This is a genomic window from Pseudomonas sp. NPDC078416, from assembly GCF_050268485.1.
Lineage (GTDB): Bacteria > Pseudomonadota > Gammaproteobacteria > Pseudomonadales > Pseudomonadaceae > Aquipseudomonas.
The window spans coordinates 33,883-57,183 of sequence record NZ_JBNNGV010000007.1; the positions used below are offsets into that span (position 1 = coordinate 33,883).

20 protein-coding genes are annotated in these 23,301 nt (G+C 62.5%); 8 read left to right on the plus strand and 12 right to left on the minus strand.

The features are described from left to right. Nucleotides 1–99: 99 nt before the first annotated feature. A complete protein-coding gene (locus tag ACQKEN_RS09655; protein WP_427685271.1) occupies nt 100–1,842 on the minus strand; it encodes an IlvD/Edd family dehydratase in 1,743 nt (580 codons plus the stop codon). Between the two features lie 230 nt (nt 1,843–2,072). Here ACQKEN_RS09655 and ACQKEN_RS09660 point away from each other — a divergent pair, with 230 nt between their 5' ends. From ACQKEN_RS09660 to ACQKEN_RS09695, 8 genes are all read left to right on the plus strand, one after another. Next, nucleotides 2,073–3,389: an MFS transporter gene (locus ACQKEN_RS09660; protein WP_427685272.1), complete on the plus strand. Its 1,317-nt coding sequence runs from the start codon at nt 2,073–2,075 to the stop codon at nt 3,387–3,389. 177 nt (nt 3,390–3,566) lie between these two features. Further along, a complete protein-coding gene (araD1, locus tag ACQKEN_RS09665; RefSeq protein WP_427685273.1) occupies nt 3,567–4,559 on the plus strand; it encodes an AraD1 family protein in 993 nt (330 codons plus the stop codon). Nucleotides 4,560–4,845: 286 nt separating this feature from the next. After that, nucleotides 4,846–6,171 carry an MFS transporter gene (locus ACQKEN_RS09670; RefSeq protein ID WP_427685274.1) on the plus strand — a complete coding sequence of 442 codons (1,326 nt, stop codon included), beginning with the start codon at nt 4,846–4,848 and terminating at the stop codon, nt 6,169–6,171. Between the two features lie 83 nt (nt 6,172–6,254). After that, nucleotides 6,255–6,554, plus strand: coding sequence for a DUF5629 family protein (locus ACQKEN_RS09675; RefSeq protein WP_427685275.1), 300 nt, complete (start codon nt 6,255–6,257; stop codon nt 6,552–6,554). 345 nt (nt 6,555–6,899) lie between these two features. Next, nucleotides 6,900–8,069 carry a lactonase family protein gene (locus tag ACQKEN_RS09680; RefSeq protein ID WP_427685276.1) on the plus strand — a complete coding sequence of 390 codons (1,170 nt, stop codon included), beginning with the start codon at nt 6,900–6,902 and terminating at the stop codon, nt 8,067–8,069. 182 nt (nt 8,070–8,251) lie between these two features. Further along, a complete protein-coding gene (locus tag ACQKEN_RS09685; RefSeq protein ID WP_065986171.1) occupies nt 8,252–8,434 on the plus strand; it encodes a hypothetical protein in 183 nt (60 codons plus the stop codon). Between the two features lie 480 nt (nt 8,435–8,914). Continuing rightward, nucleotides 8,915–9,106, plus strand: coding sequence for a hypothetical protein (locus tag ACQKEN_RS09690; RefSeq protein ID WP_427685277.1), 192 nt, complete (start codon nt 8,915–8,917; stop codon nt 9,104–9,106). Next, nucleotides 9,103–9,333 (plus strand): hypothetical protein, encoded by a 231-nt coding sequence (locus ACQKEN_RS09695; RefSeq protein WP_427685278.1) that lies wholly within the window; start codon nt 9,103–9,105, stop codon nt 9,331–9,333. The genes ACQKEN_RS09690 and ACQKEN_RS09695 overlap by 4 nt, the downstream gene beginning before the upstream one ends. A gap of 48 nt (nt 9,334–9,381) precedes the next feature. On the opposite strand, the gene ACQKEN_RS09700 is transcribed toward ACQKEN_RS09695, so the two are convergent. The 11 genes from ACQKEN_RS09700 to ACQKEN_RS09750 all read right to left on the minus strand — a co-directional run bounded on the left by ACQKEN_RS09700 (nt 9,382) and on the right by ACQKEN_RS09750 (nt 23,140). Beyond that, entirely contained in the window at nt 9,382–10,011 is a 630-nt protein-coding gene (locus tag ACQKEN_RS09700) for a glutathione S-transferase (RefSeq protein ID WP_427685279.1), read from the minus strand. A 2-nt stretch (nt 10,012–10,013) separates the two neighbouring features. Next, nucleotides 10,014–10,523, minus strand: coding sequence for a peptidylprolyl isomerase (locus tag ACQKEN_RS09705; RefSeq protein WP_074892129.1), 510 nt, complete (start codon nt 10,521–10,523; stop codon nt 10,014–10,016). 103 nt (nt 10,524–10,626) lie between these two features. After that, nucleotides 10,627–14,274 carry an AAA family ATPase gene (locus ACQKEN_RS09710; RefSeq protein ID WP_427685280.1) on the minus strand — a complete coding sequence of 1,216 codons (3,648 nt, stop codon included), beginning with the start codon at nt 14,272–14,274 and terminating at the stop codon, nt 10,627–10,629. Then, nucleotides 14,271–15,509 carry an exonuclease SbcCD subunit D C-terminal domain-containing protein gene (locus tag ACQKEN_RS09715; RefSeq protein ID WP_427685281.1) on the minus strand — a complete coding sequence of 413 codons (1,239 nt, stop codon included), beginning with the start codon at nt 15,507–15,509 and terminating at the stop codon, nt 14,271–14,273. Before ACQKEN_RS09715 ends, ACQKEN_RS09710 begins: the two co-directional genes overlap by 4 nt. Nucleotides 15,510–15,711: 202 nt before the next feature. Beyond that, nucleotides 15,712–17,406 carry a BatD family protein gene (locus tag ACQKEN_RS09720; protein ID WP_427685282.1) on the minus strand — a complete coding sequence of 565 codons (1,695 nt, stop codon included), beginning with the start codon at nt 17,404–17,406 and terminating at the stop codon, nt 15,712–15,714. Beyond that, nucleotides 17,403–19,136: a VWA domain-containing protein gene (locus ACQKEN_RS09725; RefSeq protein ID WP_427685283.1), complete on the minus strand. Its 1,734-nt coding sequence runs from the start codon at nt 19,134–19,136 to the stop codon at nt 17,403–17,405. Before ACQKEN_RS09725 ends, ACQKEN_RS09720 begins: the two co-directional genes overlap by 4 nt. Next, entirely contained in the window at nt 19,133–20,200 is a 1,068-nt protein-coding gene (locus tag ACQKEN_RS09730) for a vWA domain-containing protein (RefSeq protein WP_427685284.1), read from the minus strand. The genes ACQKEN_RS09725 and ACQKEN_RS09730 overlap by 4 nt, the downstream gene beginning before the upstream one ends. Continuing rightward, nucleotides 20,193–20,684: a DUF4381 domain-containing protein gene (locus ACQKEN_RS09735; RefSeq protein ID WP_427685285.1), complete on the minus strand. Its 492-nt coding sequence runs from the start codon at nt 20,682–20,684 to the stop codon at nt 20,193–20,195. The genes ACQKEN_RS09730 and ACQKEN_RS09735 overlap by 8 nt, the downstream gene beginning before the upstream one ends. Then, complete coding sequence (locus ACQKEN_RS09740) at nt 20,681–21,625, minus strand: DUF58 domain-containing protein (protein ID WP_427685286.1); 945 nt, start codon at nt 21,623–21,625, stop codon at nt 20,681–20,683. The genes ACQKEN_RS09735 and ACQKEN_RS09740 overlap by 4 nt, the downstream gene beginning before the upstream one ends. Before the next feature lie 4 nt (nt 21,626–21,629). Then, the gene (locus ACQKEN_RS09745; protein WP_037013687.1) at nt 21,630–22,589 is read right to left on the minus strand and encodes an AAA family ATPase; all 960 of its coding nucleotides are present in this window, start codon (nt 22,587–22,589) and stop codon (nt 21,630–21,632) included. Nucleotides 22,590–22,777: 188 nt separating this feature from the next. Beyond that, entirely contained in the window at nt 22,778–23,140 is a 363-nt protein-coding gene (locus ACQKEN_RS09750; protein WP_427685287.1) for a hypothetical protein, read from the minus strand. Nucleotides 23,141–23,301: the final 161 nt, after the last annotated feature.

Genomic DNA, 23,301 nt, shown 5'->3' on the forward strand with positions numbered 1-23,301 from the left:
TCGCGGGACAAGCCACGCTCCTACAAGGGCGTAGCGCATCCAATCAATGGCTTTCAATCACTGGCTTTCAATTAATGGCTCTTTATCAATGGCTCTTAATCAATGAGAGTGCCGTGGCACTTCCGAGCCGCGCATGCCGACCAGGAAGTCGAAATCGCAACCCTGATCCGCCTGCATCACATGGTCGATGTACAGCTGACGATAGCCGCCGATCAACAGCTGAGGCGGCGCTTGCCAGTCGGCCAGGCGCGCGGCCAGCTCCGCTTCCGGAATGTCCAGGTGCAGGCGGCCGGTCGCGCAATCCAGTTCGATGAAGTCACCTTCCTGCACCACCGCCAGCGGACCCCCGGCAGCGGCCTCGGGTGCCACGTGCAAAACGACCGTGCCGTACGCTGTGCCGCTCATGCGCGCATCGGAAATCCGCACCATGTCGGTCACGCCCTGGGCCAGCAGCTTGGCGGGCAGACCCATGTTGCCGACTTCGGCCATGCCCGGATAACCCTTCGGCCCGCAGTTCTTCATCACCAGAATGCTGTTGGCGTCGACGTCCAGGTCCGGATCGTTGATGCGCGCCTTGTACATGTCGAAGTTTTCGAACACCACCGCGCGGCCCCGATGCTTCATCAACGCAGGCGTGGCAGCGGAAGGCTTGAGCACCGCGCCCAGCGGCGCAAGGTTGCCGCGCAGGACGCAGATGCCGCCGTCGGCCACCAGCGGATTGTCGATGGCGCGGATCACTTCGTCGTCGCCATAGATCGGCGAGTTCTGCACGTTTTCCCAGAGCGTCTTGCCGTTGGCGGTCAAAGCGTCGGGGTGGGGAATCAGGTTGTTCTCGCCCAGACGACGCAACACCGCAGGCAGGCCACCGGCGTAGTAGAACTCTTCCATCAGGAAGCGCCCTGAAGGCTGCAGGTCCACCAGCGTTGGCGTGCCGCGCCCGATGCGGGTCCAGTCGTCCAGTTCCAGGTCCACGCCGATACGACCGGCGATGGCCTTGAGGTGGATCACGGCATTGGTCGAACCGCCGATGGCCGCGTTGACGCGAATGGCGTTTTCAAAGGCTTCGCGGGTCAGGATCTTCGACAGGCGCAGGTCTTCGTTGACCATCTGCACCGCGCGCATGCCGGACATGTGCGCCAGTACGTAACGGCGTGAATCGACCGCAGGAATCGCAGCGTTGTGCGGCAGCGAGGTGCCCAGCGCTTCGGCCATGCACGCCATCGTCGAGGCGGTGCCCATGGTGTTGCAAGTACCGGCCGAGCGCGACATGCCCGATTCGGCAGACAGGAATTCGTCGAGGCTGATCTGCCCGGCTTTATAGGATTCGTGCATCTGCCAGACGATGGTGCCGGCGCCGATGTCCTTGCCCTTGTGTTTGCCGTTGAGCATCGGCCCGCCGGTGACGACGATGGCCGGAATGTCACAGCTGGCGGCGCCCATCAACAGGGCAGGGGTGGTCTTGTCGCAACCGGTCAGCAGCACGACGCCGTCGATGGGGTTGCCGCGGATAGCTTCTTCGACGTCCATGCTCGCCAGGTTGCGGGTCAGCATGGCGGTCGGGCGCAGGTTCGATTCGCCGTTGGAGAAGACCGGGAATTCAACCGGGAAACCACCGGCTTCGATCACGCCGCGTTTGACGTGTTCGGCGATGGTGCGGAAGTGGGCGTTGCAGGGGGTGAGTTCGGACCAGGTGTTGCAGATGCCGATGATCGGCTTGCCCTGGAACTGATGGTCGGCGATGCCCTGGTTCTTCATCCAGCTGCGGTACATGAAGCCGTTCTTGTCGGCGGTACCGAACCACTGGGCGGAGCGCAGCACGGGTTTCTTATCGGAATCGGACATAAATCAGCACTCTTATTGTTAGGCTTTATTTGTAAGACTAAAGGCTGCAGGTGCTGACTAAAATAGGCCGAAAATGTCGCGAGTGGAAGAGTTGTAACCTTAAATAGTAATACTATATAGTCGATCTCAACCGAGGGACGACCCTGCCGGCTTCATCCGCAGCAATGCGCACACGAAGGCAGAGGCGATCCCCGCAGGCTTCCATAACAAAAACAATGAGGACCGCATCCATGAGCCAGGAACTCAGGCTTATTCGTCGCATCACCTTGAAACTCATTCCTTTTCTGATTCTGCTTTATCTGATCGCCTACGTAGACCGCTCCGCTGTCGGCTTCGCCAAGCTGCACATGGGCGCGGACGTCGGCATCGGCGACGCGGCCTATGGCATGGGCGCCGGTCTGTTCTTCATTGGCTACTTCCTGCTGGAAATCCCCAGCAACCTGATGCTCGAACGCTTCGGCGCGCGGCGATGGTTCGCGCGGATCATGGTCACCTGGGGCGTCATCACCATGGGCATGGCCTTTATCCAGGGCCCGACCAGCTTCTATGTGATGCGTTTCTTGCTCGGCGCCGCCGAAGCAGGGTTCTTCCCGGGCGTTCTGTACTACATCACCCAATGGTTTCCGGTCCGCCATCGCGGCAAGATCCTCGGCCTGTTCATCCTTTCCCAACCCATCGCAATGATGATCACCGGCCCGATTTCCGGCGGTCTGCTGGGCATGGAAGGGGTGGCCGGTCTGCACGGCTGGCAGTGGCTGTTCCTGTGCATCGGCGCGCCGGCGATTCTGCTGACCCTGCCGGTGTTGCGCTGGTTGCCTGACGGCCCCAAAGACGTGAAGTGGATGGACCCGGTCGAGAAGCAATGGCTCGCCGGCGAGCTGAAAAAAGACCTGGAAGCATACGGCCAGACCCGCCACGGCAACCCCTTGCATGCGCTGAAGGACAAACGCGTCCTGTTGCTGGCGCTGTTTTATCTCCCCGTCACCCTGAGCATTTATGGCCTAGGCCTGTGGCTGCCGACGCTGATCAAACAGTTTGGCGGCAGCGACCTGACCACAGGCTTCATTTCAGCCGTGCCGTACATATTCGGCATCGTCGGCCTGTTGATCGTCCCGCGCAGCTCCGACCGGCTCAATGACCGCTATGGCCACTTGGCCGTGCTGTATGTGATCGGTGCCATCGGTTTGTTTCTTAGCGCGTACCTGACGGTTCCGGTGCTGCAACTGGCGGCGCTGTCGCTGGTGGCGTTCTCGCTGTTTTCCTGCACGGCGGTGTTCTGGACGTTGCCGGGTCGCTTCTTCGCCGGCGCCAGCGCGGCGGCGGGCATTGCGCTGATCAACTCGGTGGGCAACCTGGGCGGCTACATCGGCCCCTTCGTCATCGGCTGGCTGAAAGAACTCACCGGCAATCTGGCCAGCGGCTTGTACTTCCTCTCGGGCGTCATGATCTGCGGGCTGATCCTGACCGGCGTGGTCTACCGTGTTCTGGAACGCAAGCACGTCTTGCCCGAATCGAAATTCGCCGCCAGCGCGCGCGGCTCTCGTTAACCTCAGGCCGCATGTAGGAGCGTGGCTTGTCCCGCGATCGTCGACGAAGTCGTCGTGAATCGGAATGCTCCGTGTGTCAGGCACACCGGGTTTTCCGGATTTGCTGCCGGTCCCCGGCAGATCGCGGGACAAGCCACGCTCCTACAGGCCATGTACACATCCAAACAGGAGAATCCCATGCATTTAGTACAGTTCGAGCTGGGCAATGGCCAGCGTCGCGTCGGTCTGGTGGACGGTCCGCTGGTGCGCGAAATCCAGGGCGCCACCAGCACCCGTGAGCTGGCCCTGGCGGCCATCGACAAGAAGATCTCCCTCGCCGAGCAGGTCGACAGCCTGGGCCTGGGCGACAACCACGATTATTCGCAGCTGCGCGCCGATCTGATGATTCTGCCGCCGCTGGATCACCCGGATCCGGCCCACTTGCTGGTCAGCGGCACCGGCCTGACGCACTTGGGCAGCGCCTCGGCGCGGGACAAAATGCACCAGCAGGGCAATGACGAGTCGGCCATGACCGACACCATGCGCATCTTCAAGTGGGGCGTTGAGGGCGGCAAACCGGCGGCAGGTCAGCCAGGCGTGCAGCCGGAGTGGTTCTACAAGGGCGACGGCAGCATCGTCATTCGTCCGGGCGAGTCGTTCCCGCAGCCTCCCTTCTCCGAAGATGCGGGCGAAGAACCGGAGCTGAGCGGCCTGTACGTCATCGGTCACGACAGCAAGCCTTACCGTTTGGGTTTTGCCATCGGCAATGAATTCTCTGACCACGTCATGGAGCGCAAGAACTACCTGTACCTCGCCCATTCCAAACTGCGCGCCTGCTCCTTCGGCCCGGAACTGCGGGTTGGCGAGCTGCCGCAGAATCTGGCGGGCACCAGTCGCATCCACCGTGACGGCCAGGTGCTGTGGGAGAAGGAATTCCTGAGCGGCGAGGCCAACATGTGCCACAGCCTGGAAAACCTCGAATACCACCACTTCAAATACGCCCAGTTCCTGAGGCCGGGCGATGTGCATGTGCATTTCTTCGGCACCGCGACGCTGTCGTTTGCCGACGGCATCAAGACCCAGCCGGGCGACAAATTTGAAATCAGCCAGCATGAGTTTGGTGCGCCGTTGATCAATGGTATCGCTCCGGCCGAGGCTGTTTTCCATCCGGGCGCTGTCAAGCAGCTTTGATGCTTCAAACCCTGTAGCAGCGCTAGCCGGTCCCACTGATTGCGTGGGTTTTGGGCTGCACATGGGGCAGGGCGTGAGCGAAATAATGTTCGCTGACGCGGATTTTGTAGGAGCGCGCCCGCGAAGGCGTAGGTAAAGACTGCCGATATGCGTCGGATGCACCGGCCTCTTCGCGGGCAAGCGCGCTCCTACAGTTGACCGCGTTAGTCCTCACTCCTGCTGGGTTTTTCGGCTCCGCGTCCTACACACCCCGACACCCACATAAAAACAAAACGAGGTGCGACCCATGACCGCCACTGCCATCCCGCTGGACCGCCTTGATGCCGACGCCCTCGAGGACAGCATCTACCGTAAGGTGAGCTGGCGGATCGTGCCGTTGTTCATCGCCTGTTTCCTGTTTGCTTATCTCGACCGCGTCAACATCAGCTTCGCCAAGCTGCAGATGGCCAGCGATCTGGGTTTCAGCGAAACCGTTTACGGCCTGGGCGCGAGCCTGTTCTTCGTCGGCTACTTCCTGTTCGAAGTCCCAAGCAACGTGCTGTTGCACAAGATCGGCGCGCGGATCTGGATCGCGCGGATCATGGTCTCGTGGGGCATCGCGTCCGCCTGCATGATGTTCGTGCAGACCGAGTTCTGGTTCTACACGCTGCGCTTTCTGATCGGCGTGATGGAAGCGGGCTTCGTCCCCGGCGTGCTGTATTTCTTCACCCAGTGGTATCCGGGCTCACGTCGGGCGCGGGTGAACTCCTACTTCAAAAGCTCTATCTGCCTGTGCGGGATCGTCGGCGGTCCGATTGCCGGGTTGATCCTCGGTCACTTCGACGGCGTCATGGGCCTGGCCGGCTGGCGCTGGCTGTTCCTCATCGAAGGCATTCCGTCCATCCTGCTGGGCGGCGTGGTGTTCTGGCTGGTCAAGGACCGTATCGAAGACGCCACCTGGCTCAGCGATCAGGAGAAACAGGTGGTGCTGGCGCGCATGGCGAAAGAGGCCAAGCCCGTCGTCAAACAGACCGTCAAAGACATCTGGAAACACCCGGCCACCTACGTGATGTCCGGCATCTACCTGTGCCTGGTCATGGCGCTGACCGGCCTGTTGTTCTGGATGCCGCAGCTGATCAAAACCGCCGGCGTGACCGACACCCTGAACATCGGCCTGCTGACGGTGATTCCGTATGTGGGCGCGGTGATCGGCAACCTGCTGATCGGCGCCAGCTCCGACCGCCACGGCGAGCGCCGCTGGCACATGGCGGGCTGCGCGACGCTGACCGCTGCGGGCTATCTGGTCTGTGCGTCGTTTCCCGGGCAACTGGTGCCGCTGATGATCGGCATGACCATGATCATGACCGGCATCATTGCCTGGATGCCGATCTTCTGGACCATCCCGCCGCGCTTCCTGACTGGCATCGCTGCGGCTGCGGGCATCGCGCTGATCAACTCCCTCGGGCAATTGGGCGGGATCATCGCGCCGTTCATGGTTGGCCGCATCAAGGACCTCACCGGCACGGCGACGCCTGCGTTGTTCGCGTTGTTCGCCGTCAGCGTGCTGGCCATCGCGCTGATCGTCTGGGGCATCCCGGCGCGTTACTACGCGAAGGAAGCGGTTCAGGACTGAACCTGCGGTCATCAGACGCCGAGGCCAGCGCCTCGGCGTCTTTTCACCTATCATTCGCGCTTTCACTGATGCGAACCACTGCCATGACCACCACACCGCAATCCCTGCGCACTGAACTCCAGACCGCGCTGACCGCGCACAGCATGCTGGAAATCGACGGCCTGCACGCCTTCGAATTCACCCTCGACGAAATGCTCCAGATCGAAAGCATGGACGGCCGCGAACGCAAGGTCTGGCGCTTCTCGCTGGCGCAGATCGACGCTGCCGAATTCGATGCCGCCTTGCAAAGCTGGGTCATCAACGACGGCAATGCCGACCACCGCATCGTCGTGCTCAATGGCATCTCGGCGAGTGACGAGGACGAAGAGGGCGAGCAGGAGTAACCCGCGCTCATCAATCAAGGCGACATTTTTGAATTCAATGCGGATCTGTGGCCGGATCGGGATCAAATGTAGGAGCGCGCTTGCCCGCGATTGCGGTGGGGCAGCGAGATATGCAGTGGCTGACACAACGCATTCGCGGGCAAGCGCGCTCCTACAAAGGATTTGTGTCGTTTAGAGATGCTGCGGTCGATCTGGCTCCTACAGACTTGTTACTTGCCGCGGATGAGCGCCATGTCCCGCCATTTCACGACGCCCAGCCGGCAACTACTTTCTGCAATACGCTGTCATAGCCGATGACCTTCCGCGTGCACGGCGCGCCAACAACTCCAAAAAGAGAACAGCCCAATGACTCCCAGACTTCTGCCGTGGTTAGCGCTCGCCAGCAGCCTCTCCGCGCTCTCCGTTCAGGCCAAACCCATGACTGATTACGACGTACTGGTCGGCTCCTATACCGCCGGTGCCAGCGAAGGCATTTACCGCTTCGGCTTTAACACTCAGACCGGCCAGCTCGACGCCAAACCGCGTCAAGTGATCAAAAGCGAAAACCCGTCCTGGCTGACGCTTTCCAAAGACCAGCGCCATATGTTCGCGGTCAACGAAAACGGCCCGGGCCAGACCGACGTCGTCGGCAAAGTCAGCAGCTACGCCATCGATCCCAAGACCCACGCGGTGTCGTTTCTCAATCAGGTTGAAACCAAAAGTGACGAGCCGACCCATTCCAGCCTGAGCCTGGACGGGCGTTTCCTGTTCGTCGCCAACTACGCCGTGCATCCGCAACCGGGCGGCGCGCTGGCGGTGGTGCCGGTCGGCAAGGATGGCAAACTGGCGCCGGTGGTGCAGACCGCCACCCACGAAGCGAGCAAGGTCAACCCGGAGCGTCAGGCTTCGTCCCACGTCCACGCAGCGGTACCCACGCCCGACGGCAAGTACCTGATCGCCATGGACCTGGGCGCTGACAAGATGTTTATCTTCAACTACGACGCCAAGCAGCCCCAGCCGCTGCAGCCGGCGAAAGTGCCGTCAGTTGATCTGCCACCGGGCAGCGGTCCGCGCCACCTGACCTTCAGCAAAGACGGCAAGCACGCCTGGCTGACCATGGAGATGAGCGCGCAAGTGGCGGTGTTTGACTATCACGACGGTGTGTTCAAGCAGACCCAACTGGTGGACCTCGCCAACAAGGACGGTCAACAAAACCGTGCCGCCGGTGGCCTGCACACTTCGCCGGATGGCAAATTCCTCTACGTTGCCAACCGTGGCGAGGTGAACGAGCTGCTGGTATTCAGCATCAATGCTGCCAATGGCCAGCTCAAGGAAGTTCAGCGTCGCACCGTGGAAGGTAAGGAACCTCGCGAATTCGCCTTCGACCCGAGCGGCCACTTCGTGCTGATCGCCAACCAGAAAAGCAACCAGATCGTGACCGTCCGCGTTGACCCGAAAACCGGTCTGCTGGGCGACACCGTGCAGAAAGTCGACTTCGATTCGCCGTCTGACTTCCATTTCCTCACCGCGCACTGACATCCGTGACGCTTTGACGCAGGCTGAGCCCTTGATTTTAAAGGGCTCAGCCGGTGTATCAATTCAAGTGATAAGGGCTAGTGCCAGAAAAGATTTTTTCCAAACCTCCCTCGGGCGTAACTTTCATTCCACGGCCACGACGGTCAAGACTTGAAACGACACACCACAGCGAGGTACCCACCATGAACTTCAATCTCTTCTCCATCATCGCCGCGTCCGCCATCTCCGCCACTGTTGCTCTGCCTGCCAGCGCCAGTGTCGAAGCCACTGACAAAAAAGTCAGCTCGACCCAGAGCTACACCCCGAAGTACCTGCAACAAAGCGCCAACTTCTACGCCGCTCTGGATCACAAGATTCAACAATGAATAGTATTTCGAAGTGAATCCATTCCCCGTTAACGAACGTATCGTTGCCGGGGAATGGATTTGTAAGAACCTGATGTGAGCTGCAACTTTTTGATCACCGGAAAACGTTTTCGCGAGCAACTTCGTCTTCTACAGGTTGATGCGACCCACTGACCACTGCGTGTCAGGCCCTGCATCAAGTGCCGGCGAGCTTGTTCGCGAAAGCGTTGAATTCCTCCCCTTTGATCCCCGTCTGCTGGATAAGCGATGGGGATTTTTTTGTGCCCCTGTTTAATGGCCGATGCTGAAACTGTAGGAGTGACCGGGGTGGCGCTCCTACAGAAAGGGGATGTACAGGGATATCGTCGATATCTATCAGCCTGATTAACTCCCTGAATAATCAACCCCATCGATGTTTTGAATCGCCAGCCATCGTTTTTTAACCCGCAGAACTTCACGCATTCTGGGCGCCTGAAACAGACACGTCCCGGAGCTTCAATCATGGCCACTGCCATCCTCAACTCAATCAAACACGGCGCTTATACCGCCATCGCGTTGTATGTTGTTTTCATCGCAGTGGTCACCGTCATCAGTACGAATCCACCACTCAATGCTCCGTCGCAGATGTCCGCGCAAACAGCGTCCGTTGAACTCAATCGCGCGGCTGTTCAGTCCCAGGGACGTGCGTCGTGAAAGGCGCGAACTTCTGGGTGATTGTGTTCTTTGCTGTGATCAACAACGGCTGCTCATTGCTCGGCCATGGCGAAGGTTCAGTGGGCGGTGTGGCGCGCAGCATGGAGTTCAAGACGGAAGTTGCTGAAGCGGTCGAGATGCAGCGCTCGCAGAAACTCAACACCGGCAATCCGCCGCCACGTCACAGCGAGATGATTTCACCGATCTTTCAGTTAGAAGTGGCGTAGCGAAGTGGTGCGGCGAAGTGGTTTAGCAATTAACAAACGCGGTTGCAATCAGCGTTTGGCCATCGCCGTGATGAACAGCTCTGATGCCAGAAAACGCTGTAACCAGCCTTGCAGGTGAGGGTAGGGGCTTTGCCAGAACCAGTCCGCATCCACCGCGCAGAACTGCCGTATGAACGGCGCTATGGCGATGTCGGCCAAGGTCAGTCGATCGGTGATCAGAAAGTCCCGTGACGCCAGCAATTCGTTCAGCCTGCGCAGAAATCTCTCACCCCGCTGGCGGTAGTCTTCCTGAGTGAATTCGGGATAACGCACGGCGTATTTGTAGTGATCCAGATCCTGCTTGAACCTGCCGTCGTTTTCCGCGATCAGCTCGGCGATGAGCCGCTGCCCGTCAGGGTCTTGGGCCAGGGACCAATCGTCCGGGTCATGCTGCGCCAGGGCCCAATGCATGATGTCCAGACTTTGCTCCATTACCCGGTCTCGCAGCACGAGGACTGGCACAGTGCCTTTGGGTGATCGTTCGAGCATCTCCGCCGGTTTGGCCTTGAGGCTGACTTCCACCGTGTGCACCGGTACCCCGCAATACCCCAGCGCCATGCGGGCACGCATGGCGTAGGGGCAGCGGCGGAACGAGTAGAGCGTCGGCACCGTCGATTCAGCGTGAGGCGCCGACGTCATGCTCAGGCCTCGGTCAGTTCGCCGCAGTCGGCGATGACGACTTTCTTGCTGGTGCGGCCGGATTGCGAGCCCAGCGCTTCGATGGCCTTGACCACGTCCATGCCTTCGACGACTTTGCCAAACACAACGTGTTTGCCGTCCAGCCATTCGGTGACGATGGTGGTGATGAAGAACTGGCTGCCGTTGGTGTTCGGGCCAGCGTTGGCCATCGACAGGTCACCTGGGGCGGTGTGCTTGAGCGTGAAGTTTTCGTCTTCGAACTTGTTGCCGTAGATCGACTTGCCGCCGGTGCCGTTGTGGTTAGTGAAATCACCGCCCTGCAGCATGAAGTTCTGGATCACGCGGTGGAACGACGAACCCTTGTAGCTCAGGCCGTCGCCTTTTTCGCCGGTGCACAGCGCGCGGAAGTTTTCAGCGGTTTTCGGAACAACGTCGTTGTGCAGTTCCATGACGATGCGGCCCATTGGCTCGTCGTTGGCAGTGATGTCGAAAAATACTTTGGAATTTGCCACGTGGTTTACCTTCTTTCGAGTTTGGCGCGACTGCTGCCGCGCAAGGGATACAGGGTTGCACAGAAACGCCATCAGGCGTGTCCGTGCGTCGTGAAAAAACGGATTAGCCGCTGCTGACCTCGACGGTGCTCAGGCCATTGCCCTGGCGCCGCACCTGAATCTGCACTGGGATGCGCTCGTGCATTTCCTGCACGTGGGAGATCACCCCGACCTTGCGGCCCTGGGCCTGAAGCCCGTCGAGGGCGTCCATGGCCAGTTGCAGGGATTCGGGGTCGAGGCTGCCGAAGCCTTCGTCAATGAACAGCGATTCAATCTTCAGCGTGCTTGAAGCCATGGACGCCAAACCCAACGCCAGGGCGAGGGACACCAAGAACGTTTCCCCGCCCGAGAGCGAGTGAACCGAGCGCAGTTCGTCGCCCATTTCGGTGTCCATGACCAGCAAGCCGAGCATGCTGCCGCCGCGTTTCAGGCGATAGCGACGCACCAGTTGCTTGAGCTGCGCATTGGCGTGGTGCACCAGCAGATCAAGGTTGTAGGCCTGGGCGATCTTGCGAAACGTGTCGCCGGTGGCCGAGCCGATCAGCGCGTTGAGCCGGGCCCAGCGCAGATATTCAGCGTGCGCGTGGGTGATGCGCGCTTGCAGCTCGCTGCTGGCCTCGCGACGGCGGTTGTCTTCGCTGACCTGGGCGCGCAGGTCGGCGCACAGCTGATCCTGAACCACCGATTGCGCCTGCGCGTCGGTCAACGCGGCGAGTAACTGCTCGGCATCGCCACTGTCGCTGTGCTGGGCCTGATGCTGCTGCAACTGCGCCGCGCGCTCTGCCAGCAGAACCTTGGCTTGCTCCAGGGCTTTTTCACTGGACTGCAATTGCTGACGCAACCCGCCAACGCGGTCATCGCTCAGCCCGAGCAAGGCCTCAAGCGCGGCATCGTCGAGTTCGCCGTGGCTGCTGCGCCACTCGGCGATCTGCCGTTCGAGCTCTGCCAGTTCCTGTTCAAGTGCCTGCAAGCGCTGTTGTTCGCCGTCCAGTTCTGCGGTCAGCTTGATCAGTTCGCTGCGCGCCGCTTGCAGTTCGTGGGCGATGGCGGCCTGGGCCTCACGGGCCTGCTCGACCGCCTGTTCAAGGGCGTGCTGCCAGCGCTCGGGCGACGCGTGTTCGCCGAGGGTCTGCGCCAGTTGCTGTTGCACCGTCTGTTGCTGCTGCTGACGGGCATCGAGTTGCGCTTGCACCTTTTGATGTTCGGTCTGGCGACTTTGCTGGGCAACCTGCTCGCGCTCCAGTTTTTGCGCGCGCTCGCTGTGCTCCTGCTGCTCGGTCTTTTGCTGATCAAGCTGCTCGAGGCGGGCGGCAATGTCGTTGTCCAGTTGCATGAAGCTCTGGGTCGCCGACTCGCGCCATTGCGTCAGGCTTTCGGCGGGGAGCAGGGGCTCGAACTCCTGCAGCGCCGCTTCGAAATCCTTGTTGTCCAGAGCGATGTGGCGTTGCTGATCGTCCAGCAGCTTCATCGCTTGCTGACTGGCCTCGCGGGCATCGAGCACCTGCTGTTGCAGGGACTCGGCGTCCCGCTGCACTTTCAGCAGACGGGTCTGGCGCTGCTCGGCGCTGAGGATGTCCTGGGCCAGTTGGTGCAGGCGTTCGCTCAGCCAGTCGCCGCGCTGGTGCTCGGGTTGCTCCAGCAGGCGCGGATACAGCGGGTGAGCTTCCAGCTCAGGCGCCAGTCTTTCCAGCTGTTCGGCCAGTTGGTCCTGCTGCGGCTTGGATTGCTTGAGCTGGTTGTTGAGCTCGGCGACTTCGGCGCGCAACTCGGCGAGCTTTTCGCTGAGTTGCCCGACCGTTTGCCGTGCCCGCGCTTCTTCGCGGTCGTCGTGGCCCGACAGCGCTTCAAGCAGCGCCTCGGACTGGTGATACGGATGTTCTTCGCTGCCGCACACCGGACACGGTTGCTGATCGACCAGTTGCTCGCGCAGTTGCTCGACACTGGCGCTGCGGGCCAGGCGCTGGCGTTGCAGCAGTTCAACGGTGACCTTCAGCGCCTGCTCGGCGGTTTCGTGTTCGGCCTTGAGTTTCAGGCCTTGGGCGATGCCTTGGGCACGACGCTCGGTGGCCTGCTGCTGGCGGGTTTGCACATCCAGCAAACGGCCGGCGACGTCCTGATGGCGCTGCCACAGACGCTCAAGTGAGTCGCTCGCGCTGTGCTGCTGGCGGTTGTCCTGCAGCAATTGCCCCAGCCGTTCGATCTCGTGGCTGACTGCGTCGGCCTTGACCTCGGCGTCGTCGTACAGCGCCTGCAACGCGCTACGGCGTTCGCCCAGGGTCTGTTCGGCGAGGGTGGCGTTTTTCTCCAGCTGCGGCAGCTCGGCACGGCCCTGAATCAGGCGCGCGCTGAGCTGCACGGTTTGCTGAAGACGCGGCCGGTAGGCGCTCCACGACTGACTCAAGGTGGTCAGCGACGCGCTCTGCTCCAGTTGCTCGGCGATCGATTGCAAACGCGCTTCGACCTGGCGCTGCTGCTCGGCCAGTTGATCGAGGGTCGACTGACCCTCGGTGCTGGCCTGCTGCGCGGCGCGTGCCTGCTCGCCGAGCTGTTGCAGTTCCTGATTCAGATGATTGAGCTTGGCCTGCTGCTCAAACGCTTCACTCAGGGCCGGTCGCGCGTTGGCCAGTTGTTCCTGCGCCTGCTGCAACGCGCCGTCGGCGCTGATGCGTTTGCTGTCCAGTTCGGCGATGCGCGAATCGAGCCCGGTTTGCTTGAGCTGGTGGGCCTGAATCGCAGCGGTCAATGGTCCGAGCTGAGCCTGAAGCCGGGCGCGCTGACCGAACAGATGCCGCTGCGGCGCCAGACGCTCCAACAACGCGAGCTGCTGACGATCGGCGCTGTGTGCGTCCCACGTCTGCTGGGCGCTGGCGAGCTGTTCGTTGGCCGCCTGATGGCTGTCGCGCAGGCGATTCAATTCCTTGAACCACTGCTGCTTGAGCTCCAGCTGGCGCAGGTGCGCCTGTTGCAGTTTCAGTTGCTGCTGAGCGTCGTTGAAGCGTTGCTCAATCTCTGCGCGCTGCTCCGGCTCCATCGGGGTCAGCGTGCCGGCCTGGGCCTGAAGGGTTTTCAGCGCTTCTTCGGCTTCCTTGCTTTTGCTGTAGGCGCGGCGGCCCAGCTGGCTGTAGATCGCGGTGTCGGTGAGCTTTTCCAGCAGCTCGCTGCGTTCCTTGTCGTCGGCCTTGAGGAAGGCGCTGAACTCGCTTTGCGCCAGCATCACCGCCCGGGTGAACTGCTCGAAGTTCAGCCCCAGGCGCGCTTCCAGCAGTGTTTTGTACTCGGTCTTGTTCTGCGTGCTGAGAATCTGCTCGCTGTCCAGGTCGATCAGCGTCTGGCGGCTGGCCTGGAGTTTTTTCGTGGCGTTGTCACGGGCGCGGTTGGCTTCCCAGCGGGCGCGGTAACGGCGCTTGTCGATGCCGACGAAATCCACCTCGGCGTAACCGCTGCCGGTGCCGCGACGCAGCAGGTTGCGCGGGTCGTTGGTGCTGATGTCGCCGTCGATCTCCGGCACGCGGGACTGACCGATGTTGTTCAGCCGGGGAATCGCGCCGAACAGCGCCAGGCAGAGGGCGTCCAGCAGCGTGCTTTTACCCGCGCCGGTGGGGCCGGTGATGGCGAACAGGCCGGCGCTGGCGAGGGGCTCGGCGGTGAAGTCCAGCTCGAAGGGGCCCGCCAGCGAGGCAAGGTTTTTCAAGCGAATGGCGAGGATTTTCATGGCTGTTCGCTCTCCAGCTGCACGTCCTGAAGCAGGGTCGCGAAGTCTTGCAGCGTCTGTTCGTCGACCTCGCTGCCGTAACTGTCCTGCCACGCGCGGCTGAACAGCTCCTGCGGGCTCAGTTGGTCCAGCTCGATCAGGTCTTGATTGGCGTCTTCGCGGCCGCCCTTGCCGGCGTATTCGGCGGCGATGCGCACCAGTCGCACGGCCTTGCCTTCCAGCGCGGCCTCGATCTGATTGCGCAGGTCGGGCTGCGGTTCGTCCAGACGCACACGGACTTCGAGCCACGGTTGACGGTCAACGTCGGCCAGCAGGTCGATGTCCGGAAGATCGCGCAGCTGCAGCAACAGCTCGGCCAGTGGCGCCGGGCCGACCCTTTGCAGGTTCACGGCGCGGGGAATCAGCAGGGGTTTGACGCTCACCAGCTTGTCACCGTCGCACTCGATTTCGAGGATCTGATGCTGATAGCCGATTTCCGAAAACGACAGGGGAATGGGCGATCCGCTGTAGCGAATGCGGTCTTCGCCGTTGATCCGCTGGGGCTTGTGCAGATGCCCCAGTGCCACGTAGGTGATGCTCTCGCCGAACAGGCTGGCGGGCAGGGCTTCGGCGTTGCCGATGATCAGGCTGCGTTCGGAATCTTCCGACACCGAGCCGCCGGCCATGTGCGCGTGACTGATGGCAATCAGCGCCTGGCCTTTCTTGCGCCGCTGATTGGCGGCGGCGATGAGCATTTCGTGGACCTGCCCGATGCCGCGCAAATAGTTGTCGCCCAACGCGGCGCCTGTGACTTCGGCGGGCCGCAGGAACGGCAGCGCCAGGCACCAGCCGAGGACTTTGCCTTTGGCGTTGCTCAGCGGCAGCAGCAGGCGGTCGACGTCCAGCACGCCATCATCGAGCCAGAGCACCCGGCCCAGGGCGTGGGTGCGCAGGCGTCGCATCAGTGGCGCGGGCAACTCGATGCGCGAGCCCGAGTCGTGGTTGCCGGCGATCATGACGATGGTCAGCTGTGGATTCTGTTCGTGGGCGCTGACGATGAAGTCGTACAGGCGCTCCTGGGATTTGACCGGCGGATTGACCGTGTCAAAGATGTCGCCAGCGATCAGCAGGACATCCGGTTTGCGCTCGGCCAGACGGGCCAGCAGCCAGGTCAGAAAGCTGGCGTGTTCGAAATCTCGCTCCTGACCATGAAGGTTCTGGCCGAGGTGCCAGTCGGAGGTGTGGAACAGACGCATGGGGGTACCTTGGTTTAAATACGTGGCGCCGGCAGCGGCGTCCTCTGTAGGAGCGTGGCTTGTCCCGCGATCGACCGGGGACCGGTCGTAAAAAAGTCGCTTTTCGAGATGACCATGACACACCGCGCGGGCAGGTTCTGCTGCCGCTGCGCGCCAGATCGCGGGACAAGCCACGCTCCTACAGGGAGAAAGAGCAATTGCATCATTTTGGATACAGCGGCGGCAGGCTGTCGCCTCCGCTCGGGTCCTGGGGGTTTTCGATGGCGGGCAGCGCTTTGACGGCGCGCCAGAGGTCTTCGCCCAGCCACAGTTTTTCAGTCTCGCTGTACAGCGCGCCATTCAGGCCGTCCAGCGCATGGGACAGCGGCACGAAGCGCGCGGCCATGTCGGCCAGGGTTTCCGGCTGCTGACGGGCCCAGGCATCCAGCGCCTGGCGGGTCGCGTGGGGGTCGTTGGCCAGGCACGCGCGTTTCAGGTCGTCGAGTACTGTACGCGGACTTGGCCCCGTTTGCGCGACCCGGGCCAGCGCCGGTTGCCAGCGACCGCGCCACCACAGGCCGAAGCCCAGCAGCGTGGTGAAACTCAACAGCACCGTGCTCAACTGCCACGGCCACACCGGCGGGCCGATCACCGTGACATTGCTGTTGTCGCTCACGGGCGTGTCCACGGCGAACGCCGGATTGAGGCTGACCTGCAAGGTGCGGGCGGGCAGGGCGCTGTGCTCCAGGTGGTCTTCCTGAGTGTTCCACCAGACCAGATCAACCGCGGGAATGTCGATGGCGCCGGGACGATTGGGCACCAGCGCCTCGCGCTCCTCGCGCACGCCGGTCAAACCGCGCTCGCCGGGCTGATTGCTCAATTGCGGCTGGTCCGGGTAACGCCGCAACGCACTGACGTCGGTGGCGGGCAGCGGCGGCAACTGCGCGCTGGACAAGCCTTCGGCCCTGAGCTGCAAGGTGCGCGTGAGGGAATCACCGACCTGGCTGTGGACAGGTTCCGGGCTCCAGTTTTCACTGAGGCTGACGCTGCGCGCCGGCAGCCATGGCGTGTCGGCTGGGTAGTGCGCCGGTTGCGGCTTGACGTCGAGGGTCAGGGGCAGCGACGTCACGTGCATCAATCGGCCCGGCTTCGGCCCGCTGGCGATTGCGCCCGGCGCCATGGCGGCGGCCGCAGCGGCGTCGGTGGTGTCCTGAACCAGCGTGGCGCTGAAGGCCTGGGCCGGGATGGTCAGCTTACCGCTGTGCTGCGGATACAGCGCGTAGCGCATTTCGATCACGCCGTGGCGAATGCCGTTGATCTGCTTCTCGTACGTGCGCGTGTCGCCAAGCTTTTCGATGCGCGCGTCCGGCACTTGCAGCGGCGTCAGGCTGCTGTCATCGAACAGCGACACCGAGTGGTAGATGCGCACGGTGAGCAAGACCTGCGCCTGAACATACACGCTGTCCTGATCGAGGCTCGCCTCCATGAACACCGGGGCGAGCTTCTGTTCCTGACCCTGAGCGACGGGGCCGACATCGACCACCTGCAGCACGATCGGCTGGCTGGTCATTTCACCCAGCTTCAGCGACGGGATTTCAATCGAGCCGCTGTGGCGCGGCATCAGCGTGATCAGCCAGCGGGTCGTCGCGTGAACGTTGCCTTCCAGGGTGGTCAGGCTGTTGAGCTGGCGGGTGTCGCGCACCTCGAAGTCGGCGTCCAGCGCGCTCATGTCCGGCCTGCCGAAGACAGTCGCGTCGTCGGTTTCAAGGGTCAGTTCAACGGTTTCGCCGGTGTTGACACGCGTGCGGTCGACGCTGGATTGCAGCGTGGAGCCGGCACTGTCGGCCTGTGCCAGCTGCGCCACTAGAGAGAACAGGCACCACATTCCTGCGATCAGCAACCTGTGCAGACGACTCATCGGGTCTTTTCCTGATGCTGCTGTTGTTCGTACCAGAATTTGCGCCGCAACAGTTCGCCGGGTTCGTCGGGGATCTGCCGCAGCCATTGTTCGAGCGCCTGTTTCTGCTCGCCATCGATTTGGCCGTCGGCTGGTTTGCCGGAGGCACGCGCAGGCTCGTCGCTGTCGGACCCTGCGCCGGAAGCCTGCTCGTCGGCGGCGCTTTGCTGATCGCTGGCCGAGCGGTCGGCATCGGCATCCTGCGGCGCCGATGGCGCGCTCGATGACGACTGTCCGGCGTTGCCTTCGCGGGCATTGTCGGCATTCTCGTCAGTCTTCGCCTTCTCGTCAGCCTTTGCCTGATTCGACGCCTTGCTCTGCTCCAGGACTTGTTCCACCAACGCTTTGTTGGCCAACGCCGCCGGAAAGTCCGGTTGACGCTCCAGCGCTTGTTCATAGGCGTCGATGGCAGCTTCCAGCTCACCGCTTCGGGCCAGCGCATTGCCGCGATTGTAGTGATCGGCGGCGCTGCTGCCCTGGGCAAAGCGCTGGACGGCGCCGGCATAGTCGCCGGCCTGATACAGCGCGATGCCTTGCCACTGCGGGTTCTCGAAGTGCCGCGCGGCTTCGGCCGGGTGATGACGCTTGAGCAGGTGCTCGCCCTGTTGATCGGGGCGGCGCCACAGGTCGTCGAAACCGAAGGCATAGCCGGGCTGCGGCACGGCGATCAACAGCAACGGCAAACACAGCAGCCAGCCGCGTCGCCCGGCGCAACCGGCCAGCAGCAGAAGCGGCAGCAGCAACCAGTAGCCCTGATCGGCCCAGCGGTCGAGCCGTACTTTCTGACCCTCGCTGATCAGACTCTTGGGACCGTCGAGCAGGCCAAGGTCATTGAGGTCCTGGTTGTCCAGGCGCAGCGAAGTGTAGCGACCGCCCATGCTGTCGGCGAAATCCTTGAGCACCGGCCCGTCCAGACGCGGCACGAGAATGCCGCCCTGGGCGTCCTTCAGAAAGCCGCCTTTTTCCTGGGTGACGGGCGCGCCTTCAGCGGTGCCGACGCCGAGCATCAAGAAAGGAGGGGCGTCGCGGCCGGTCATCGCGGTGCGAATTCCCTGACGCTCTGCCTCGCTGAGGGACGAACCTATCCACAGTAGCCGCCCCTGGCCGAGGTCACCCTGTTCCAGTAAATCCAGCGCCTTGCGCACGGCGAGGTCTGCACGCTGGCCGGCTTCGGGCATGATCGACGGCTTGATCGCATCCAGCAGGTTTTTGCTGGTCGCCAGATCGTCCGACAGTGGCACCAATGTGTGGGCGCTGCCGGCATACACGATGATCGCGGTCTGTGAATCGCTGCGCGCCTGCAACAGGTCGAGCACCTTGCGTCGCGCCTGTTCGAGGCGGGTGGGCGGGCTGTCGGCGGCGAGCATTTCCGGCGTCAGCTCAAGCATCACCACCAGCGGATCGACCGGCCGCTGGCTGTTCTGCTCGACGCGCTGCCAGCTCGGGCCGAGCAACGCCAGGACCTCCAGCAACCAGCCGACACCCAGCGCCATCCACGGCAGCTTGCTTTCCCGACCGCCGCCACCGCTGAGCAGGGCGGAATGAAAGGCGCTGGGCAAAATCATCTGCCAGCGCCCGACGCGCTTCTGCCGATTCCATAGCCGCCACAACAGCCAGCCGAGCGCCGGCAGCAGGAGCAGCCAGCCAGGGCGTGACCAATGGGGCCAGAGGCCGGAGAGGAATTCGATCATGGGCGCCTCGTCAGGCGCTTCAAGCGTTGACGCCATTGCGTGCCCTGCACAAACGTGGGTCGGCGCGCAAAAAAGCGATAAAGCGAGTTGTTCGGCCAGCGTTCCTGGACCACCAGCAAAAGGCTCAGCAACAGGGCCATCGTCAGCGGTACGTGATAAAGCGCCCGGGCCGGACGTGCCTGGGTCGGTTGCTGAGCAACCGGCTCAAGGCGGTCCAGCGCCTTGCCGATGCCGGCCAGCTCGGCGCCGTTGCGCGCGCGGAAATACTGCCCACCGCTGACTGCGGCGATTTCCCGCAGCGCGGGCTCGTCCAGATCGAGACTGGGGTTGAGGCCGAGAATGCTGGTGGCACCCTTGTCAGGGTCGGCGCCGATGCCGATCGGGTAGATTTTCACGCCTTCGCTGGCGGCCAGACGCGCGGCGGTTCTCGGGTCAATCTGGCCGGCGTTGTTGGCGCCGTCGGTGACCAGGATCAGCACGCGGCTCTGGGCCGGACGCTGGCGCAGACGCTTCAACGCCAGGCCGATCGCGTCGCCGATGGCGGTGTTCTTGCCGGCAATGCCGATCCGCGCTTCGTCCAGCCAGACCCGCACGGTCTTGCGGTCGAAGGTCAGCGGCGCCTGCAGGTACGCCTGACTGCCGAACAGAATCAGGCCGATACGATCGCCCTGACGGTGTTCGAGAAAGTCGCCCAGCAGCGTCTTCACGAGGGTCAGGCGGCTGACTTCGTCGTTTTTCCAGACCATGTCCGGGTAATCCATCGACCCCGACACGTCCACCGCGACGAGCAAATCGCGGCCGCTGGCGGCAACCGGCAGCGGGTCGCCCAGCCATTGCGGGCGAGCGGCGGCGACCAGCAGCAGGAGCCAGACGGTAATGAACGGCAACTGACGCCGCCAGCCCGGCAAATGGGTGCGTGCACGGCGCCCGGCCAGACCTTCCAGCTCCTGGAGAAAGCTGACCTTCAGCGCCGCTTCGCCACTGTCTGCTGCGGGCAGCACCAAGCGCATCACCCAGGGCAGCGGGAGAAGGGCAAAGAGCCACGGCCAGCCGAACTCAAACATGCTTGCGAATCCAGGTCTCGACCGACTGGGTCAGGCCGTTGATTGCCTTGTCGTCGAGTTTGCATTCCGGCTTGTAGGCGCCCTCGACGAGAATCATCCAGCGCGTCAGGCCGGCGGCCGGGCAGCGGTTGTCGAGAAACGCCAGCCATTTGCGGCCGTTGAGGGTGTGGCTCTGGCTGTAGGGATAGTGGTTGCGGCACAGACGTTTGAGCAGGCCGTTGATCTGTTGCAGCCAGGCACCGGCCGGTGCGCCATCGTAGGGTTTCGGCATCTGTGCGAGTTCGACCAGCGCGGCCTGTCGCAGCGGGTCCAGTGGCTCGACGGCTTCGCTGCCGGCTTTTTTGGGCAGCAGCGTGCGCGCGCGCCACAGGCCGTAGCCCAGCGCCGGCAGCAGGACCAGCAATAGCCACCAGCCCGGCGCGGGCGGCCAGAACCCGACCGGTTCCGGCAGGATCAGCGGTTGCAACTGGTCCAGCGCACTCATGGCTGTTTTACCGGGCGCTGGCCGTTGAGGTACTCGCGCAGTTGCTCGACCATTTCACGCTGTGTGCTCAGCGGCATCATCAGCACGCGCAGTTTCTGCGCCAGCAGCTCCCAACGCGCCTGACGCTCCTCGCCCTGAGCGCGGTAGCTCTGGCGCAGGTCGGCGTTCAGGGTGTCGAGCTCCAGATGCGCGCCGCGATCGGCAAAGCGCAGCAGACCGGCAGCGGGCAAGGCGTGATCCAGCGGATCGGAGAGCGGCAGCAGCAACAGATCGCAATGCCGTGACAGCAGGGCCAGTTGCTGTTCGGCCGAATCGGACAACGCGCGCTCGTCGCACAGAATGATCGCCAGACTGCCCGGACGCATCACCTCCCGCGCGCGGCGCAGCGCCACGCCGAAGGTATCGCGGTCGGCAGCGGCTTCGGTGTGCAGCGACTGATTGACCCGCACCAGCCGGTTCAGCAACTGCAGCAGGCTCTGTTTGCTGCGTCGCGGCTTGATTTCGTAATGCTCGTTGTCACCGAACACCAGCCCGCCGACCCGATCGTTGTGGCCCAGCGCAGCCCATCCCACCAGCGCGGCAGCCTGGGCGGCGAGGACTGACTTGAACATCAGTCCGGACCCGAAAAACAGACGGCGGCTTTGCTCGACCATGATGAAAATCGGTCGCTCGCGTTCTTCGTGAAACAGTTTGGTGTGGGGCTCTTGGGTGCGTGCGGTGACGCGCCAGTCGATGGTCCTGACGTCGTCGCCGGCCTGATAGACCCTGACCTGATCGAAATCGACGCCGCGCCCGCGCAGCTTGGAGTGGTGCAGACCGATCAGCGGGCTGCGCTGGCTCGGCGTGGAAAACAGCTGCACTTCCCGCACGCGATGTCGCATTTCAATCAGCTCGGCGAGGCTGATGCGAATGCCCGGTTGGGAGATCAGATAGGGTTGCATGGGGTCAGGCGACGGCCACGACGTCGAGAATGCGCTGGATCACACGGTCTTGATCGATCCCCGCCGCTTCTGCTTCAAACGACAGGATGATGCGGTGACGCAGCACATCGAAGACCATCGCCTGGATGTCTTCCGGGCTGACGAAATCGCGCCCGGCCAGCCAGGCGTGGGCCCGGGCGCAGCGGTCCAGGGAAATCGAGCCGCGGGGGCTTGCGCCATAACCGATCCATTCGGCCAGCTCGGCATCGAACTTGGCCGGCGTGCGGGTCGCCATCACCAGTTGCACCAGGTATTCCTCAACGGCATCGGCCATGTACAGGCCGAGGATTTCCTTGCGCGCCGCGAAAATCGCCTGCTGGCTGACCCGGCGCTCAGGCTTGGTCTCGCCATTGAGCGCTTCGCCCCGGGCCTGCTGGAGAATCTTGCGTTCGACGGTGGCGTCCGGGAAGCCGATCTTGACGTGCATCAGAAAACGATCGAGCTGCGCCTCGGGCAGCGGGTACGTGCCTTCCTGCTCGATGGGGTTCTGCGTCGCCATCACCAGAAACAGCGGCGACAGGTCGTAGGTGCTGCGCCCGACACTGACCTGACGCTCGGCCATGGCCTCCAGCAGCGCCGATTGCACCTTGGCCGGCGCGCGGTTGATTTCGTCGGCGAGCACCAGATTGTGGAAGATGGGGCCTTGCTGGAACACGAAACTGCCGGTTTCCGGACGATAAATCTCGGTGCCGGTGATGTCGGCCGGGAGCAGGTCGGGGGTGAACTGAATGCGATGGAATTGCGCTTCGATGCCTTCGGCCAGCTCTTTGATCGCCTTGGTCTTCGCCAGACCCGGCGCGCCTTCGACCAGCATGTGGCCGTCGGCCAGCAGCGCGATCAGCAAGCGCTCAACCAGTTTCTCCTGCCCGAGAATCTGGGTGGAGAGAAAGGTCCGCAGCGCGATCAACGCTTCACGATGTTCCATCGATGACAGTTCCTGGCAGGAGAGGCAGCAGCGCCAGGTGGCGCCGAAGCTGGGGGCGTTACTTTAATCCATCACAGGGGCGCCGACTAATCGGCCGGCGGGTTTTTTCGGCTTTTCAGCAAAGGACTGGGCAAAAACAAGAACTGTCTTACATTTGCATCAATTGACGCCCGGTGCCGTCGTGGGCTTCAGTTGATCTGGCTGACGTACGTCCCGACATCCTTGAGGATGATCCGCAACGTGGCGTCCAGCTCGGCCAACTCACTGGCGGGGGTGCTGTGGATGATCTCATACGCGTTATCACCGCCCAGGGGTTTGGCGTCGCTGGCGTCAATTTCGACCAGCAGCCGGGTGGCGCTCAGGGTGACGGTGATGTTGTCTTCGACGTGAATGGTGTCGTCACGGAACGTGATATCGACCTCATCCTCATCAGGAAAACGCGCGAGCAGAAACAAATCGCCGGTGCTGCTGCCATGGCAGCAGGCCAGCGCCATATCATCTTCCTCCTCGTCGCATGGGTTATAAATGAAGCTGTCGGTGGTCATTTGCATGGCGGCGATTCCTGTGGCTGGGGGGCAGGGCAGAGATGGATTTTGCCAGTCCTGCGTGAGATTTGCTGAAGATTGCGGTTTGCGATCAAGGTAGCGGTTGGGTAAACCTGACCCACCGTGTTCGCCAGCAAGCCGGCTCCTACAGGGGTGATGGCGCACAA

Bases quoted from the DNA above. Each gene is read 5' to 3' on its own strand.
- ACQKEN_RS09680 (WP_427685276.1), top strand. From the start codon at position 6,900: ATGACTCCCAGACTTCTGCCGTGGTTAGCGCTCGCCAGCAGCCTCTCC.
- ACQKEN_RS09725 (WP_427685283.1), bottom strand. From the start codon at position 19,136: ATGATCGAATTCCTCTCCGGCCTCTGGCCCCATTGGTCACGCCCTGGC.
- ACQKEN_RS09735 (WP_427685285.1), bottom strand. From the start codon at position 20,684: ATGAGTGCGCTGGACCAGTTGCAACCGCTGATCCTGCCGGAACCGGTC.
- ACQKEN_RS09745 (WP_037013687.1), bottom strand. From the start codon at position 22,589: ATGGAACATCGTGAAGCGTTGATCGCGCTGCGGACCTTTCTCTCCACC.
- ACQKEN_RS09685 (WP_065986171.1), top strand. From the start codon at position 8,252: ATGAACTTCAATCTCTTCTCCATCATCGCCGCGTCCGCCATCTCCGCC.
- ACQKEN_RS09750 (WP_427685287.1), bottom strand. From the start codon at position 23,140: ATGCAAATGACCACCGACAGCTTCATTTATAACCCATGCGACGAGGAG.
- ACQKEN_RS09700 (WP_427685279.1), bottom strand. From the start codon at position 10,011: ATGACGTCGGCGCCTCACGCTGAATCGACGGTGCCGACGCTCTACTCG.
- ACQKEN_RS09660 (WP_427685272.1), top strand. From the start codon at position 2,073: ATGAGCCAGGAACTCAGGCTTATTCGTCGCATCACCTTGAAACTCATT.
- araD1 (WP_427685273.1), top strand. From the start codon at position 3,567: ATGCATTTAGTACAGTTCGAGCTGGGCAATGGCCAGCGTCGCGTCGGT.
- ACQKEN_RS09690 (WP_427685277.1), top strand. From the start codon at position 8,915: ATGGCCACTGCCATCCTCAACTCAATCAAACACGGCGCTTATACCGCC.
- ACQKEN_RS09730 (WP_427685284.1), bottom strand. From the start codon at position 20,200: ATGTTTGAGTTCGGCTGGCCGTGGCTCTTTGCCCTTCTCCCGCTGCCC.
- ACQKEN_RS09675 (WP_427685275.1), top strand. From the start codon at position 6,255: ATGACCACCACACCGCAATCCCTGCGCACTGAACTCCAGACCGCGCTG.
- ACQKEN_RS09670 (WP_427685274.1), top strand. From the start codon at position 4,846: ATGACCGCCACTGCCATCCCGCTGGACCGCCTTGATGCCGACGCCCTC.
- ACQKEN_RS09720 (WP_427685282.1), bottom strand. From the start codon at position 17,406: ATGAGTCGTCTGCACAGGTTGCTGATCGCAGGAATGTGGTGCCTGTTC.
- ACQKEN_RS09715 (WP_427685281.1), bottom strand. From the start codon at position 15,509: ATGCGTCTGTTCCACACCTCCGACTGGCACCTCGGCCAGAACCTTCAT.
- ACQKEN_RS09655 (WP_427685271.1), bottom strand. From the start codon at position 1,842: ATGTCCGATTCCGATAAGAAACCCGTGCTGCGCTCCGCCCAGTGGTTC.
- ACQKEN_RS09740 (WP_427685286.1), bottom strand. From the start codon at position 21,625: ATGCAACCCTATCTGATCTCCCAACCGGGCATTCGCATCAGCCTCGCC.
- ACQKEN_RS09710 (WP_427685280.1), bottom strand. From the start codon at position 14,274: ATGAAAATCCTCGCCATTCGCTTGAAAAACCTTGCCTCGCTGGCGGGC.